Genomic DNA, 14,294 nt, shown 5'->3' with positions numbered 1-14,294 from the left:
TTGGTAATCGAGTAAATTTATCTTTTAAACCTATGGAATTGTATTTTCTTGTGTCATTTTATCAGTTTAAGATTAATAAATGTTAACACATACAAAAGGCCTGACTGAGAAGCCAGGCCTTATTACTATTAAAAATCTATCAATACCTTACAGGTAAATTTTACCTTCGTAAAAGTAGCACTATTCTTAGTTACTCTCAATCACTTTTCCATCTTCACGGTATAAATCAACTTCTCCTTTCAGTTGAAGCGCAATGACGGTAACAGTAGGATCCAGATCTTCCTCAGGCACATCTATGTACAATAAACCGGGCACCTCACTCCAGTACTGTTTCCCAATCACTTTATGTCCTAGTTTGGTGCCATTGCCAACAATACGAATCCGGTTCACTTTATTCTTCAGACCTTTGATCACAATCGGACCATTGGGTTTGTGTAACAGATAAAGGAATAATGTCTTTTTGTCTTTTGACAAATTGGTAGGTCCGTAGAAATGTCCGTGGGGAATCCCACCGATCGTTTCGTAAATTGCTTCTTTGTGCTTATTAGTCCAGCGGCCAAGCTCTTTCAGAATATGAACTTGTTGTTCAGGAATCGTGCCATCAGCTTTAGGACCAATGTCTAACAACAAGTTTCCTCCCATAGTGATACAATCTATAAAAATACGAATCACTTGACTAGGGGTTTTGTAATTCAAATCATTGTCCTGATGTCCCCAAGAGTTGTTCATTGTCATACACAATTCCCAATAAGGGTTCTTAGGAGCAGTCACCGGTACACCTTGTTCCGGAGTAGCATAATCACCATAACCTTGCAAACGAGAATTAAGAATTACGTTCGGCCGCCAAGTCAACAATTTCTGACGAAGCTCTTTGGATTTCCACTCTTCTGCACTGTGTTCCCAATCACCGTCAAACCAATATAAGTCCGGTTGGTACTGTGTTGACAGTTCTTCCATCTGCCCAAACATATAGGTCAAATACTTCTCCCAGCGTTTGGGGTCATTCTTGTACCGGTACGTATCCCGGAGGTGCAAGGGATAATCCGGATGCGACCAGTCCGAAAGAGAATAATAAAGCCCTACTTTCAGGTTGTTCTTTTGCAGTGCTTTGGTGAATGGAGCCAACACATCGCGCTTGGCGGCAGACTTCTTCGGTATGCTCAAGTCTCCGTATTGGGTATCCCACAGTGCCACCCCATCGTGATGGCGGGTGGTAATCACCGCATACTGAGCGCCACTTTCTTTGATCAGTTTTGCCCAAGCTTCCGGGTCATAGTTTGCTGCCGTAAAACTGTCCAGCTGCTTCATATAGTCTTCATGAGAAATATACCCATTGAAAAAAGACCAAGATTCGTCAATGCCATTTACAGCATAAATTCCCCAGTGAATAAAGATCCCCAACTTGGCATCTTTAAACCACGCCATACGTTTGGCTTTTTGCTCGGCTGTTTCTTCCTGAATTTCCTGCGCACTGGCAGTAAAATGAAATAGTAAAGTTGTAATACCTAAAAGGGCAATCGCTATTCTTCTCATTTTTATAGTTATAGGTTAGAAATTGAATTCTTTTCTGATCATGTACCCGAAGGGCTTTAGTCCTTTATTTCAACTTGAATGTAGTTAAGACTGCCGCATGGTCCGATGGCCATTTGACAGGATGCTTATCCAACATTTGAGAGTCGATTACTTTGAGCTTTTTTCCTTTGAAATAAATATAATCAATCCGGTCTTGGGTTTCCTCAGTAAAGCGTGGCGACCAGGTACGGCCAAAATATTTCACCGGGTCCGGATGAGCTTTACGGTAAGAATCCGCAAATCCTGCATTCAGTATCGCCTTACTTACCGGCCAGTCTACCACAAAGCCGTTGTGAAGGTGGGCAGCCTTCTTCACCCAGTCCAAATGCGAACCGCTGTTAAAGTCCCCCGCCATAATGACCGGTGTTTGATCGGCTTTTTCCAGTTGTGGCTGTATTTCCTTTAGGATGGTTTGGATTTCGGCTAACCGGGTAGCTTCTTCAGCCGCTATCAATGTATCAGCCGGAACGTTTTCTTTGTTTTTCACCTGAGTCCAATAGTCGGGTAAATAATGTAGCCAGACCGTATAAAAATTTAATGATTGCCCTTTGCTTACATGTACTTTAGCGCCTCCACTGTTAAAAGGCCGGAATAGGTCTTGGGTTTCTCCAATGGGATAGCGACTCATAATTGACAAATTAGAGCTCCGCAAGTAAAAATAATAGCCTAATGCATCTGCAATCTCTTCACCGGACCCATAGGTTTCTTGCATAGAAATGATATCGGCTCCGCTATGTTTAATGACATCAATGACGCGTTGTACCCCGACAAACTCCCCGGTTTCCCGGCCTCCATGCCAAATGTTAAAAGACAGGATTTTTAGTTCTTCTACTTTCGCCTTTTGTAGTTCTGCCTCTAGTTGAAAAAACCGTTGGTACTCCTGACGAACCGCCTCTGCTGAAAGGGTAGAATTCCAAACCTTTACTTGATCCAAATAGCCGTTAAAGGTATACATCTCCTCCAGTTTCACCGTACTTCCTGCCCCCAAACACAAGTCGGCATCATTACTCAAATCGCCTACGCCTTTAATATTATAGATTGCAACATTTTTCCCATCATAATAGAGCCTGGCTTCCTGTTTTTTCCGGTTGAGTGAAAATGCCAACAAATGCCACTTTCCGTCATTGATCGTCTGCCTTTCCTCTGTAGGTTGATATTGGTAAAAGTTTTTCCCATCGGCAATGTTCCACGCCCAAGAGCCATTGGCTTGAGCAGCCAGGTACCAACCTTTGGTTTTGGGATCTCCAATGTCTTTCGTACCTATCATACTATGGTTATTCATCGCTCCTTGGGGAGTTTTCACCCAAAGCATCAAGGCAAAATCCTGTTCTGTGTCCAGGTTGATTTGGCCTCGGACCACCACCTTTCCTCTTGATGGGGAGTTTGCAGAAAGGTCCAGACATTTTCCGGAAAGCCCTTGTACAAAAGAGGGTTGGAAATTCATCATGTAAACTGCCGGGTCCTTCTGCCCTTTATTATGCAAATTCCCATCAAAGTCTAATGCCAGATAAGTATCCGGCTGAGCCAATGCCCAATGACTGAGGCCAAGCCACAAACCAGTGAATAAAAAGTATAAAAATCGCATATTTAGTTATTGTGTTAGGTTTCAACAAATATAAGAAAGCAAGGGCGTTTTGCCTTACACACTGTTAAGGAAAACAATGTGTAAAATCATAGAAAACGTTTGCTTTTTAGGTATTTACCGAATTTAAACCGAAACCTGCCCCGGATAAGCTATTTAATAAACTAACACAATAGAGAGGACTCTTGACTTTGTCATTATAAAAAGATCCGGTTACCCGTTTGTTTTCACGAAAAGGATATCATAATGATCTCTAATACACTGAAGCGGATCGGATGCTCTCGGGGTTGTGCCTTCTAAGCAGGCGTTATTTCCCTACTTTATTACTTATCATTTCTTTGTAAAATTTAATCTGTTTCTTATTTCAGTTTCTTGAATCTGAAGAGTAAATTTGCCACCCTATCAGGGGGATATTTTTTATATTAAAAATATCAGAACAATAGAATAAGAGGACTAACTTACAACTATAACTACATTATAACACTGTATATCAACGAGTAATACCTATTACCCAAAATGGGTTATCTTTTTATATTACTCAGCCTAAGCAATCCAAGTATGAAACAGTCAATTATAGTCCTTTTAAGTTTACTACTTAGTCTTCATCTGAATAGTAAAGTGCTAGGAAACTTTAGCATTAAGGAAAAAGCCACGGCTGCTTCCGTTGGTCTGGCATATGATTTTCACATTACTCAAAACAACCACCGTTTACACCTTGCTTTAAATAACAACCGCCCAGGTACTGTAACGGTTACTTTATTTGATCAACAGCGAAATATCGTTTTCACGAAAAAGTTTAAAAACGAATCTAATATCAACCATAATTACAGCCTCTCTTCTTATGATGCCGGGCTGTACAGTTTAAAAGTTGAAAAAGGAGCCTATATCAAATATCATGTGCTTTATATTGGTGAGCCTATGGTCAGTGCTTTAGGGCCCTATGATGTATTTATATCGTCCGGAATAAGGAATGAAAAGGTATTGATCACATATACCAATTCCCGTACCCCTGTCTCCATTCTTATGACCAACCAAGAGGGAGAAGTCATATATAAACAAGAGATTTTGCAAGTACATCACCATGTTTATATACCCATGAATAAACTAATGAAAGGCTTGTATACACTCACTGTTACCGGAAGTGAAAAAGTGGTCAGCAAAGTTTTTGGAATTAACAACACGACCAACCTCAAAAAAATATAAACAGTGAAAAAGTACATATAGAACAAGCCATTACCCTCTCTCATAATACCATATACACTTATATTTCAGAGTACATGTAAAAGGCTATAATATTTAGCTTGTTTTTTTAAACTCTCTTAAACGTCATTCTTTGCCAAGGCTTCTTCCGGGTATACCACTGTTTTGCCGGTAGCCTTATCAACAGGCATTTGGGCATCAACACTTTTTAAATAATCGGTTAAAACACCGGCTAACTCTTTCAGTTTTTCAGGATGTTTATCAACCAGGTTTTCGGTTTCTCCAATGTCTTCACGCAGATTAAACAATTCGAAACGTTGATCAGTATGATAATAGATCAATTTCCAATCGCCCAAACGAGCCGTACTGGAAGCGCCAAGCCCGGGTCCTGCCGGTCCCCAGTGGTTCGGATAATGCCAAAACAGTGGCCGCTCTTCTGTAGTATACCCTTCTTCTTGAATAAGTAAAGGGATAAAACTTTGTCCGTCTATTGCCTGAACCGTTTCATAGTTTTTCACTCCGGCCATTTCCAATATGGTAGGATAAAAATCCTCTATGATCAAATATTGATCGCAATGTGAATCGGGTGCGACTACACCCGGCCACTTTACCAACATCGGCTCACGAATTCCGCCTTCATGTGCCGAACCCTTACCACTGGAAAGGGGCAAGTTATGCGTATGAGGCTCTCCTCCTCTGGCTACAGCGCTTAATCCTCCATTGTCAGACATAAACAAAATAATGGTATTCTCAGCAATTCCTTTCTTCTCCAGGTATCTCATCAAGTCTCCAAGACTTTTGTCCATTCCTTCTACCATAGAAGCATAGCGAGCCTCTACCTCTTCCAATCCGGCATCGCGGTATTTTTGAGCAAAGCGTTCATCCGCTTCTATCGGAGTATGCACTGCATAATGAGACATATACAGATAAAAAGGTTTTTGAGCATCTACTGCGGCATCAAGTGCTTCTACAGCTTCTAAGGTCAATGCTTCACTTAAGAAAATATCTTTACCATGATACTTTTCTAACCCGGGCACATTCCAAGTGCGGTCCTTGCCAGGTTTGGAAAAACTCTTTGTACCCAAATAGGAAGCCGGTGCTCCGGCAGCATGTCCGGCAATATTCACCTCAAAGCCCAAGTTTAAAGGGTTTTCTCCGGGTGTATTGATTGCGCCCAAATGCGCCTTTCCTACATGAATGGTGCGATACCCCGCTTGTTTTAGAATTTCGGCCAAAGGAGTCGCAAAAACGGCATTTTCTACGGTCGAGTCCGCTGCCATACCTGCATGATTCCAATTGGGAGCCGTAAGGAATTTGGACTGTGGCTCTTGTGCATTGTCCTTTCGCAAGGTCCAATTGGTCACTTTATGGTGAGCGGCATTCATTCCGGTATTCAAACTTACCCGGGTAGGTGAGCAAACGGCACAAGCGTAGGCTTGGGTAAATTTCATCCCTTCAGCAGCCAACTTCTCCATATTTGGCGTTTGAAACTGCTGATTGAATGGTGTAGACTCTTTGTAAAAGGGTACGGAAGTATCTTGCCAACCCATATCATCTACCAAAAACATAATGATATTGGGTTGTTTTGAGGTGGGCTGTTTGTCCTCCTCCTTGCGTTCTGTTTTACAACTAAAAGTTAATATGGCTAAAATTAATAGGTAAAGGGTTGTGGTTTTCATAGGAGATTATACTTAGGTATTCATAAATGTAAACTATGGGGATTACCGAAACACTTATCAATCCTTGCAAGCGGTTCGTTCGAATAAGCCTATTTAGAGTTTTATTCCTACAGTCCCCTGACAAGGATCAACTATGAAAATAGTTTTTTTCCACGATAAATTTATAAATACCTTTTGCAAACCTTTGCTACTTTTTCGAAAAGTAACAATCCTTTCGGTCTTTGGAACCTAAAAGGGGGTGATACTTTTCGAATATGTTACTAGTATTTTATACGATAAAAGGCACTGGTGAAAAGCAAAGTATAAAGACTATCAAAGAAATCCATCCGATAACCTTCCGCTTTACATCCAGCGGTTTGTCTTCCAAAGCCGGAGGATGGTAAATTCCTAATACTCTTCCCAACAAAAACCCAAAAACCAGCCATCCGTAGAACCCTTCTACTTGCGGGAAAATAGCCTTGGTTAAAAGTTGTGTTAAAAAGACCAATAAGGCTAAAAGAAGCACATTTCGTTTGTTAGAAGTTATTTTATCAAACACAAACACCAAAAACAGCAAGTAGATAAGCCCTGTCCAGAGGTTGTTTTGAAAGTCATGTTGAAAATCTTCTATGGAAAAGATTCCCAAACCGCCCAGGAAGATAAAACCTATAAATAAGAACGCTGACACAAATTTGTGTTTTCTGTACCCGATGAGGCCGTACAAAATATGCCCACCGTCCAGCTGTCCTATCGGCAGTAAATTGAGAGAGGTGAAAAAACAAGCTAAATAGCTGGCCAAGAGAAAAGGGTAATGGAAGATTTCATGGTCGTTGGGAATTTTGGAGGGATCGTCTACCAAATACATTTTACATAATTCAAACAAGAGGTTGGTGCCCATCCGGAGGTTTTCTCCTTCTCTCATTCCTTCGTATACATACTTTTCATACTCCATCCCAAACTTGGCATAATGCGGGTGAATTTGAAAGACATAGGATGCCTCAGGCAAATGTGTAAATGCATAGTACAACACTCCCAACATCACCACAAAGCCGGCAAGAGGCCCGGCAGCCCCCACATCGAAAAACTCTTTGCGCGACTTCAAGGGGCTTTTGATTTGAATATACGCACCCATCGTACCTATACTAGGCATCACTCCAAAAAACCAAAAGGGAATATAGTAAGGAAGTGTCACTTTCAGCCGGTAATACTTTGCCGTAAAATAATGCCCGAACTCATGGCAGGTAAGAATCCCTAAGAAGGGCAGGGAAAAATATAGCCCTTGCGTAAACTCGTTCCAGGTGACACCGGTTAACAGCAGGTATTTGCCCCAAGTCCACTCTACTCCGGCATACGTTGTTCCCACAAGGGTAATGAGAAACAGAAGTAAATGGACTCCTTTTTGGCGTATATGTTTTTTCAGCATGATCAATGTATTAAGCTGCACAAAGCTAATGAAAAAGAAATGAGTAATAAGCCGAAGGGCACGCAATGCCCAACACGTCACTAAGCCGATACGCGAAAATACAGAAAGATCGAGGGGATCAAAAAAACAGGTATGCTTATATCATTTCTACCGTTTTTCTAAGGTTACCCAACTTAAGCAACCCTAAACTTGAGAAAAGTAATTTTTAAGGTAAAGACAAAAAAAGAGGCTTAGTGCCTAGCACCAAGCCTCCGATATACTTGATCGAGTATATTACTACTTCAACTCTACTTCAGCACCTGCTTCTTCCAACTGCTTCTTCAAGTCCTCAGCCTCTTCTTTAGATACACCTTCTTTTACATTAGAAGGAGCTTCATCAGCCATTGCTTTCGCTTCTTTCAAGCCAAGACCAGTGAGGTTTTTCAACAACTTCACTACAGCTAACTTCGCGCTTCCTGGAGACTTCAACACTACATCAAAAGAAGTCTTCTCTTCTGCTGCTTCTCCAGAAGCATCTCCACTAGCAGCAACCATTACAGGTGCAGCTGCAGCTGCAGGCTCGATTCCGTACTCATCTTTCAGGATAGTAGCTAAATCATTAACTTCTTTTACAGTTAAGTTAACCAGCTGCTCAGCGAATTCTTTTAAATCTGCCATTTCTAAACTTATTTTAAAATTAAATGCTTAAAATCGAAAATTGATAAATATATATGTGGAAGCTTAAAGAGGAAGCTAGGCATCCCTAACCCCTGCGCGTAACAACTATTGTTCTCTTTCAGCAAGAGTTTTCACCAAGCCGGCCAACGTGTCGCCACCACTTTGCAGGGCAGAAACCACATTTTTGGCAGGAGATTGAAGCAATCCGATGATTTCTCCAATAAGCTCTTGTTTAGATTTAAGATTGCTAAGCGTGTCTAAGTTTTCGTCTCCGATGAATAAGTCAGAGTCGATAGATGCTCCTTTCAACAAAGGTCTGGGATCATCTTTCTTGCCACTTTTCTTGCGGTATTCTTTTAAGATTTTCGCAGGTAAGTTTCCTACTTCCGGAGAAAACATAATTCCTGAAAAACCTTTCAAGACGTTATTATTAAAATCTGTGTAATCCGTCTCTAATGTTTCGAGAGCTTTTTGGATCAAGGTGTTTTTCACTACTCGATATTCCACACCCTTCTCGAAACATAAGCTTCTGAAATCATTGATTTCGGCCACTGTCATGCCGGAAGCATCCGTGATATAGAAATAATCCGTATTTGATAACTTCTCACTCAGCTTGCCGACCAGTTGTTTCTTTTCTTCCTTTGTCATGATTATATTCCTGATAATGAAGCTTTGTCAATACTAATCCCCGGGCTCATAGTACTTGAGAGAGTGATACTCTTAAAGTAAGTACCTTTTGCCGCAGAAGGCTTTAATTTTGAGATGGTATTTATCAACTCCTCAGCATTGTCTTTCAGCTTCTCAGGAGTGAAAGATACTTTTCCGATACTGGTGTGGATAATTCCGGTTTTGTCCACCTTGAAATCGATCTTACCGGCCTTCACTTCCTTTACTGCGTTACCAATATCCATGGTTACAGTTCCGGCTTTAGGGTTCGGCATCAAGCCTCGAGGTCCTAAGATTCTTCCTAGTTTACCTACTTTGGCCATCACGGTAGGCATGGTAATGATTACATCCACATCGGTCCATCCCCCTTCAATCTTCTTGATGTAGTCATCTAATCCTACATGATCAGCACCAGCGGCTTTGGCTTCTTCCTCCTTGTCAGGTGTGCAGAGTACCAAAACGCTCACATCTTTTCCAACGCCATGGGGCAAGGTAACAACACCTCTTACCATTTGGTCTGCTTTCCGAGGATCAACGCCCAAACGCACGTCTACATCTACAGAAGCATCAAAGGAAGTATATGAGATTTCTTTTACCAATTCACAAGCCTCAGAGAGAGAGTAAGCCTTATCCGCATCGATTTTGCTTAATGCCTCTTTATGTTTTTTTGATAACTTTGCCATGTTTCTTGATTTTATTCGCTCCAAGGAGCATCTCCAGTAACAGTAATACCCATACTTCTGGCGGTACCAGCTACCATTTTCATTGCAGATTCCATTTCAAATGCATTCAAGTCAGGCATTTTTGTTTCTGCAATTTCTTTCACTTGGTCCCATGTAACGGACCCGATTTTATCTCGGTTTGGCTCTGAAGAACCTTTCTTTACTTTCGCGGCCTCTCTTAACATGACTGCAGCCGGAGGGGTTTTGATCACAAAGTCAAACGACTTATCTGAATAGATGGTAACCACGACCGGCAATAGTACTCCCGCTTTGTCTTGGGTTCTGGCATTGAACTGCTTGCAGAAGTCCATAATGTTCAGACCCTTACTACCAAGCGCAGGACCCACTGGCGGAGAAGGATTAGCTGCCCCTCCTTTAATTTGCAGCTTCAGAAAACCAGTTACTTCTTTTGCCATTTTACTCTACTTTTTCGACTTGTACGTAATTTAACTCAACAGGAGCATTTCTACCAAAGATCTTCACCATCACACTGAGTTTCTTTTTCTCTTCAAAAACCTCCTCTACAGTGCCTGTAAACCCATTGAATGGTCCATCCATTACTTTCACCGATTCGCCTACGATGAAGGTGGCATCATGCTTCACTTCGTATTCATCAGTATCCTCTACTTTACCCAGAATCCTATTCACTTCCGCTTCCCGCATAGGGCGAGGCTTGGCAGTAGAATCCCGGCCATCTACATTCAAAAAGCCAATTACACCAGGAACATTCCGCACAAATTGCAAAACTTCACCATGATCTAAATTGGCTTGGATAATCACATACCCTGGAAAGAAGTTCTTCTCGACCGCAACTTTTTTACTTTTGCCGTCTTTCATCTTTCGAATCTGATAGACCTTCTCGGAAGGAACCAACACTTCCGTGATGTGTTCCTGGAAGCCCAAATTCACGAGCTCTTTTTCCAGATAGGTTTTTACCTTCTTTTCCTGCCCGCTAACAGCCCTTACCACATACCAATTCAAATCACTCATTGCTCCTAAAATTAAAATAGCTTAAAACGACCCGTAAAACAGGTCCATAGCGTTTCTGAATGCAACGTCAATCACCCCGACTAATAAAGCAAACACGAGGGAAGCGACAAGGACCAAAACCGAACTTTCTTGTAACTCAGAAAAACTTAACCAGGTTACGTGCTCCATCATCTCCTGGTAGGAATCCTTGACAAATGTTTTAACTTTCTCAAACATGGTGATTAACTATAAAGTAATTACTGTCATGGGCTCCACAACAGTAATACGAGATGAATACTGACTTATCTTATTAGCACGGGCGGAGAGACTCGAACTCCCAGCCTGCGGTTTTGGAGACCGCTGCTCTACCAATTGAGCTACACCCGTGTGTATTTTTGGTTTTTGCTTCCTGAATTACCTCAGAAGCGGAGTGCAAAAGTATAAACAATCGCGATTTTATCAAACTCTATTGAAGAAAAAAACCGGATTTTTCGCAATTATTTACCCTGAGAAAAAGAACTTAAAAGAAAGCCCTGCTAGATCAATGCTAACAGGGCCCATATATCTTCGTAAGTCTCGATTACTCAATGATTTCAGTAACTTGACCTGCTCCAACAGTTCTACCACCTTCACGGATCGCAAAGCGAAGACCTTGCTCCATGGCAATTTCTTTTTGCAACTCTACAGTGATAGTAATGTTGTCACCTGGCATTACCATTTCTACTCCGTCAGGAAGAGAGATAGTACCCGTTACGTCAGTAGTTCTGAAGTAGAACTGAGGGTTATACCCTTTGAAGAATGGAGTGTGACGACCACCTTCTTCTTTTGACAATACATAAACCTCTGCTTTGAATTTAGTGTGAGGAGTTACAGAACCTGGCTTACAGATTACCATACCTCTTTTGATATCGGTTTTTTCGATACCTCTCAACAACAGACCTACGTTGTCACCAGCTTCACCTCTGTCTAGGATTTTTCTGAACATCTCAACCCCAGTAATGGTTGATTTTAAGCCTTCAGCTCCTACACCGATGATATCTACAGGATCACCAGAGTTGATTACACCTCTTTCGATTCTACCGGTAGCTACCGTACCACGACCAGTGATTGAGAATACATCCTCAACTGGCATCAAGAAAGGCTTGTCAGTAATACGTGGAGGAATTGGAATATGCTCATCAACTTCCTTCATCAATTCCATGATTGTGTCAACCCATTTAGAGTCTCCGTTCAAACCACCAAGGGCAGAACCACGAATCACAGGAATGTTATCACCGTCGAATCCGTAGTCAGAAAGCAATTCTCTTACTTCCATTTCTACTAATTCTAACAACTCTTCGTCATCAACCATGTCCACCTTGTTCAAGAACACAACCAAAGCAGGAACACCTACTTGTCTTGCTAACAAGATATGCTCTCTAGTTTGAGGCATAGGACCGTCAGTTGCAGCTACTACCAAGATTGCTCCGTCCATTTGAGCAGCACCTGTTACCATGTTCTTCACATAGTCAGCGTGACCAGGACAGTCAACGTGAGCGTAGTGTCTTGTTGCGGTTTGATATTCTACGTGAGAAGTATTAATTGTAATACCTCTTTCTTTTTCTTCTGGAGCGTTATCAATTGTATCGAAATCGCGAACTTCAGATAAACCAGCTTCTGCAAGCACTTTAGTAATCGCTGCAGTCAAAGTGGTTTTACCGTGGTCAACGTGACCAATAGTACCTATATTTAAGTGAGGTTTAGAACGGTCAAAGGTTTCTTTTGCCATCTTTACTAAAGATTAAGTATAAGTGAATAATTTACTCAAATAACTCGAGCCAATGACGGGATTTGAACCCGTGACCTCTTCCTTACCAAGGAAGCACTCTACCCCTGAGCTACATCGGCTACAATAGAAGAGAGCGGGAGACGAGGCTCGAACCCGCGACCTGCAGCTTGGAAGGCTGCCGCTCTACCAACTGAGCTACTCCCGCTTTTATTAGCTTTTTAATTTACCCTGTAAAGTTACTATTTTTTTTCGCTTTTCAGAGCAGTTCCCATAAGATTTGTGGGGAGAGCAGGATTCGAACCTGCGAAGTCGTAAGACAACGGATTTACAGTCCGTCCCAGTTGGCCGCTTTGGTATCTCCCCAGTAAGTTGTTTTTCGCTTTTTTCAGCGCCTCTGTTATCGTTTTGAGGTGTGCAAAAGTATATGCATTTTTTTAAACCGCAAACATTTTTCAGAAAAAAATCCCATTATTTTTTCTGCTTCTCCGCAAAGATTACCTTTATATACCGTCAAACGATTGATAATCAGTGATTTTTTCAAAGTAAAAAAAGTTCAAATTTTTGATAAAAAAATTCTCGTTTTATGGATTTTAAAAATACGCTGGCCTTTGCTCAACAGTTGGATGAGGATGATCCCCTGAAAGATTTTCGGAAAAAATTCTACATTCCGGAAAAAAACGGAAAACCTGTCATTTATTTCTGTGGAAATTCTTTGGGTCTACAACCTCAATCCACCCAACATTACTTGGCTCAAGTGCTGGAAGCTTGGCAACACTTGGCCGTGGAAGGACACTTTTCGGGAGCCAACCCCTGGAGTACCTTCCACAAAAAATTGCGGGAACCCATTGCCAAATTAATAGGAGCCCTTCCTATCGAAGTGATCAGTATGAATGCACTTACCGTCAATTTGCATTTGCTCTTGGTTTCTTTTTACAGACCTACACCTCAACGGTACAAAATTTTAGTGGAACACAAGCCTTTCCCCTCCGACCGCTATGCACTCTCTTCACATATCCGCTGGCATGGCTTGTCTGAAGAAGATTGTTTCATCGAGCTTCGTCCCAGAGAACATGAACACAGTCTTCGTACGGAAGATATATTACAGGCCATTGAGCAACATAAAGAGGAACTGGCTTTGGTCTTATTTGGAGGAATAAACTATTTGAGCGGTCAATTATTCGAATTGGAAAAAATCACCCAAGCTGCTCATCAAGCCGGGGCGCTTATGGGTTTAGACCTGGCTCATGCCATTGGGAATGTTCCTCTACAACTACATCAGTGGCAGGTCGACTTTGCGACTTGGTGTACTTATAAATACCTCAACTCCGGCCCCGGAGGCATTGCCGGCATTTTTATTCATGAAAAATTTGCGCACCAAAGCCAGTTGCCTCGCTTTGCCGGATGGTACGGTCATAACGAAGAAAGGCGCTTTTTGATGGAAGAAACTTTTCAACCCATTCCCGGGGCTGATGGATGGCAACTCAGCAATGGTCCGGCTTTGTTATTTGCCTCGCTCAAAGCTTCGTTGGATATTTTTGAAGAAGCAGGCATCGAAAACCTGAGAAAAAAGAGTATTCAATTGACCGGTTATCTGGAATTTTTACTCGCAGGCTTAAACAAAAAAGCAGGAAAAGAGAGAATCAACGTGATTACACCCACTAATAGTGAAGAAAGGGGATGCCAACTATCATTGGAAATTACAGGCCGGGGCAAAGAATATTTTCAAAAACTGACAAAAGCCGGAGTCATTTTAGATTGGAGAGAACCTAATATCCTCCGGGTTGCTCCTGTTCCTTTGTACAATACCTTTGAAGAAGTCTACAACTTTTATAAAATTTTGGAAGAAATTTGAGAAATTAAATATCCTATTTTTGCTGATTCACGCATTTGGTGATGAATTTACGGTTTTTTAAAATCATTCTACTCATTGTTATGTAATAAGTAAAAGTTCAACTCTGCTTGTAAGTAGTATTGACTTCTATACAGTATAGCGTATGAATGAGTGGCCAAATCACAAAATTCCAAGCTAGAAAACCTGTTTTTGGGGCAGTTGTGGCCTAAAACAGGCTTAATAATC

At 41.5% G+C, this 14,294-nt stretch carries 13 protein-coding genes and 4 tRNA genes; 2 read left to right on the top strand and 15 right to left on the bottom strand.

What is annotated here, in order from left to right; genetic code table 11:
• Nucleotides 1-186 precede the first annotated feature (186 nt).
• Nucleotides 187-1,533 (bottom strand): alpha-L-fucosidase, encoded by a 1,347-nt coding sequence (locus AAG747_RS10105; RefSeq protein ID WP_346821040.1) that lies wholly within the window; start codon nt 1,531-1,533, stop codon nt 187-189.
• 64 nt (nt 1,534-1,597) lie between these two features.
• Nucleotides 1,598-3,157, bottom strand: a complete 1,560-nt coding sequence (locus AAG747_RS10100; protein WP_346821039.1) for an endonuclease/exonuclease/phosphatase family protein — start codon at nt 3,155-3,157, stop codon at nt 1,598-1,600.
• A gap of 555 nt (nt 3,158-3,712) precedes the next feature.
• Between AAG747_RS10100 and AAG747_RS10095 the strand changes: the two genes are divergently transcribed.
• A complete protein-coding gene (locus AAG747_RS10095; protein WP_346821038.1) occupies nt 3,713-4,357 on the top strand; it encodes a T9SS type A sorting domain-containing protein in 645 nt (214 codons plus the stop codon).
• 116 nt (nt 4,358-4,473) lie between these two features.
• On the opposite strand, the gene AAG747_RS10090 is transcribed toward AAG747_RS10095, so the two are convergent.
• The 13 genes from AAG747_RS10090 to AAG747_RS10030 form a co-directional block, all read right to left on the bottom strand.
• On the bottom strand, nt 4,474-6,033 hold the full coding sequence (locus AAG747_RS10090; protein ID WP_346821037.1) for a sulfatase: 1,560 nt from the start codon (nt 6,031-6,033) through the stop codon (nt 4,474-4,476).
• Nucleotides 6,034-6,301: 268 nt separating this feature from the next.
• Nucleotides 6,302-7,435, bottom strand: coding sequence for a site-2 protease family protein (locus AAG747_RS10085; protein WP_346821036.1), 1,134 nt, complete (start codon nt 7,433-7,435; stop codon nt 6,302-6,304).
• Nucleotides 7,436-7,711: 276 nt separating this feature from the next.
• The gene (gene rplL / locus AAG747_RS10080) at nt 7,712-8,092 is read right to left on the bottom strand and encodes a 50S ribosomal protein L7/L12 (protein WP_346821035.1); all 381 of its coding nucleotides are present in this window, start codon (nt 8,090-8,092) and stop codon (nt 7,712-7,714) included.
• 105 nt (nt 8,093-8,197) lie between these two features.
• On the bottom strand, nt 8,198-8,740 hold the full coding sequence (rplJ, locus tag AAG747_RS10075; protein WP_346821034.1) for a 50S ribosomal protein L10: 543 nt from the start codon (nt 8,738-8,740) through the stop codon (nt 8,198-8,200).
• A 2-nt stretch (nt 8,741-8,742) separates the two neighbouring features.
• Nucleotides 8,743-9,441 (bottom strand): 50S ribosomal protein L1, encoded by a 699-nt coding sequence (gene rplA / locus AAG747_RS10070; protein WP_346821033.1) that lies wholly within the window; start codon nt 9,439-9,441, stop codon nt 8,743-8,745.
• 11 nt (nt 9,442-9,452) lie between these two features.
• Nucleotides 9,453-9,896, bottom strand: a complete 444-nt coding sequence (gene rplK / locus AAG747_RS10065; RefSeq protein WP_346821032.1) for a 50S ribosomal protein L11 — start codon at nt 9,894-9,896, stop codon at nt 9,453-9,455.
• A 1-nt stretch (nt 9,897) separates the two neighbouring features.
• Nucleotides 9,898-10,470, bottom strand: coding sequence for a transcription termination/antitermination protein NusG (nusG, locus tag AAG747_RS10060; protein ID WP_346821031.1), 573 nt, complete (start codon nt 10,468-10,470; stop codon nt 9,898-9,900).
• Between the two features lie 21 nt (nt 10,471-10,491).
• Nucleotides 10,492-10,686 carry a preprotein translocase subunit SecE gene (secE, locus tag AAG747_RS10055; RefSeq protein ID WP_346821030.1) on the bottom strand — a complete coding sequence of 65 codons (195 nt, stop codon included), beginning with the start codon at nt 10,684-10,686 and terminating at the stop codon, nt 10,492-10,494.
• A gap of 77 nt (nt 10,687-10,763) precedes the next feature.
• Nucleotides 10,764-10,836: transfer RNA gene (locus tag AAG747_RS10050), tRNA-Trp, on the bottom strand.
• A gap of 193 nt (nt 10,837-11,029) precedes the next feature.
• Nucleotides 11,030-12,217: an elongation factor Tu gene (tuf, locus tag AAG747_RS10045; protein ID WP_346821029.1), complete on the bottom strand. Its 1,188-nt coding sequence runs from the start codon at nt 12,215-12,217 to the stop codon at nt 11,030-11,032.
• Between the two features lie 47 nt (nt 12,218-12,264).
• Nucleotides 12,265-12,336, bottom strand: a tRNA-Thr gene (locus AAG747_RS10040).
• Nucleotides 12,337-12,349: 13 nt separating this feature from the next.
• Nucleotides 12,350-12,422: transfer RNA gene (locus AAG747_RS10035), tRNA-Gly, on the bottom strand.
• A 75-nt stretch (nt 12,423-12,497) separates the two neighbouring features.
• Nucleotides 12,498-12,580, bottom strand: a tRNA-Tyr gene (locus AAG747_RS10030).
• Between the two features lie 220 nt (nt 12,581-12,800).
• Between AAG747_RS10030 and kynU the strand changes: the two genes are divergently transcribed.
• A complete protein-coding gene (gene kynU, locus AAG747_RS10025) occupies nt 12,801-14,069 on the top strand; it encodes a kynureninase (protein ID WP_346821028.1) in 1,269 nt (422 codons plus the stop codon).
• Nucleotides 14,070-14,294: the final 225 nt, after the last annotated feature.

The organism is Rapidithrix thailandica, assembly GCF_039710355.1.
Lineage (GTDB): Bacteria > Bacteroidota > Bacteroidia > Cytophagales > Flammeovirgaceae > Rapidithrix > Rapidithrix thailandica.
This window is presented reverse-complemented; position numbering and strand designations above follow the sequence as displayed.

Coding starts and splice junctions, on each gene's coding strand:
- AAG747_RS10105 (WP_346821040.1), bottom strand. CDS start 1,533: ATGAGAAGAATAGCGATTGCCCTTTTAGGTATTACAACTTTACTATTT.
- AAG747_RS10100 (WP_346821039.1), bottom strand. CDS start 3,157: ATGCGATTTTTATACTTTTTATTCACTGGTTTGTGGCTTGGCCTCAGT.
- AAG747_RS10095 (WP_346821038.1), top strand. CDS start 3,713: ATGAAACAGTCAATTATAGTCCTTTTAAGTTTACTACTTAGTCTTCAT.
- AAG747_RS10090 (WP_346821037.1), bottom strand. CDS start 6,033: ATGAAAACCACAACCCTTTACCTATTAATTTTAGCCATATTAACTTTT.
- AAG747_RS10085 (WP_346821036.1), bottom strand. CDS start 7,435: ATGCTGAAAAAACATATACGCCAAAAAGGAGTCCATTTACTTCTGTTT.
- rplL (WP_346821035.1), bottom strand. CDS start 8,092: ATGGCAGATTTAAAAGAATTCGCTGAGCAGCTGGTTAACTTAACTGTA.
- rplJ (WP_346821034.1), bottom strand. CDS start 8,740: ATGACAAAGGAAGAAAAGAAACAACTGGTCGGCAAGCTGAGTGAGAAG.
- rplA (WP_346821033.1), bottom strand. CDS start 9,441: ATGGCAAAGTTATCAAAAAAACATAAAGAGGCATTAAGCAAAATCGAT.
- rplK (WP_346821032.1), bottom strand. CDS start 9,896: ATGGCAAAAGAAGTAACTGGTTTTCTGAAGCTGCAAATTAAAGGAGGG.
- nusG (WP_346821031.1), bottom strand. CDS start 10,470: ATGAGTGATTTGAATTGGTATGTGGTAAGGGCTGTTAGCGGGCAGGAA.
- secE (WP_346821030.1), bottom strand. CDS start 10,686: ATGTTTGAGAAAGTTAAAACATTTGTCAAGGATTCCTACCAGGAGATG.
- tuf (WP_346821029.1), bottom strand. CDS start 12,217: ATGGCAAAAGAAACCTTTGACCGTTCTAAACCTCACTTAAATATAGGT.
- kynU (WP_346821028.1), top strand. CDS start 12,801: ATGGATTTTAAAAATACGCTGGCCTTTGCTCAACAGTTGGATGAGGAT.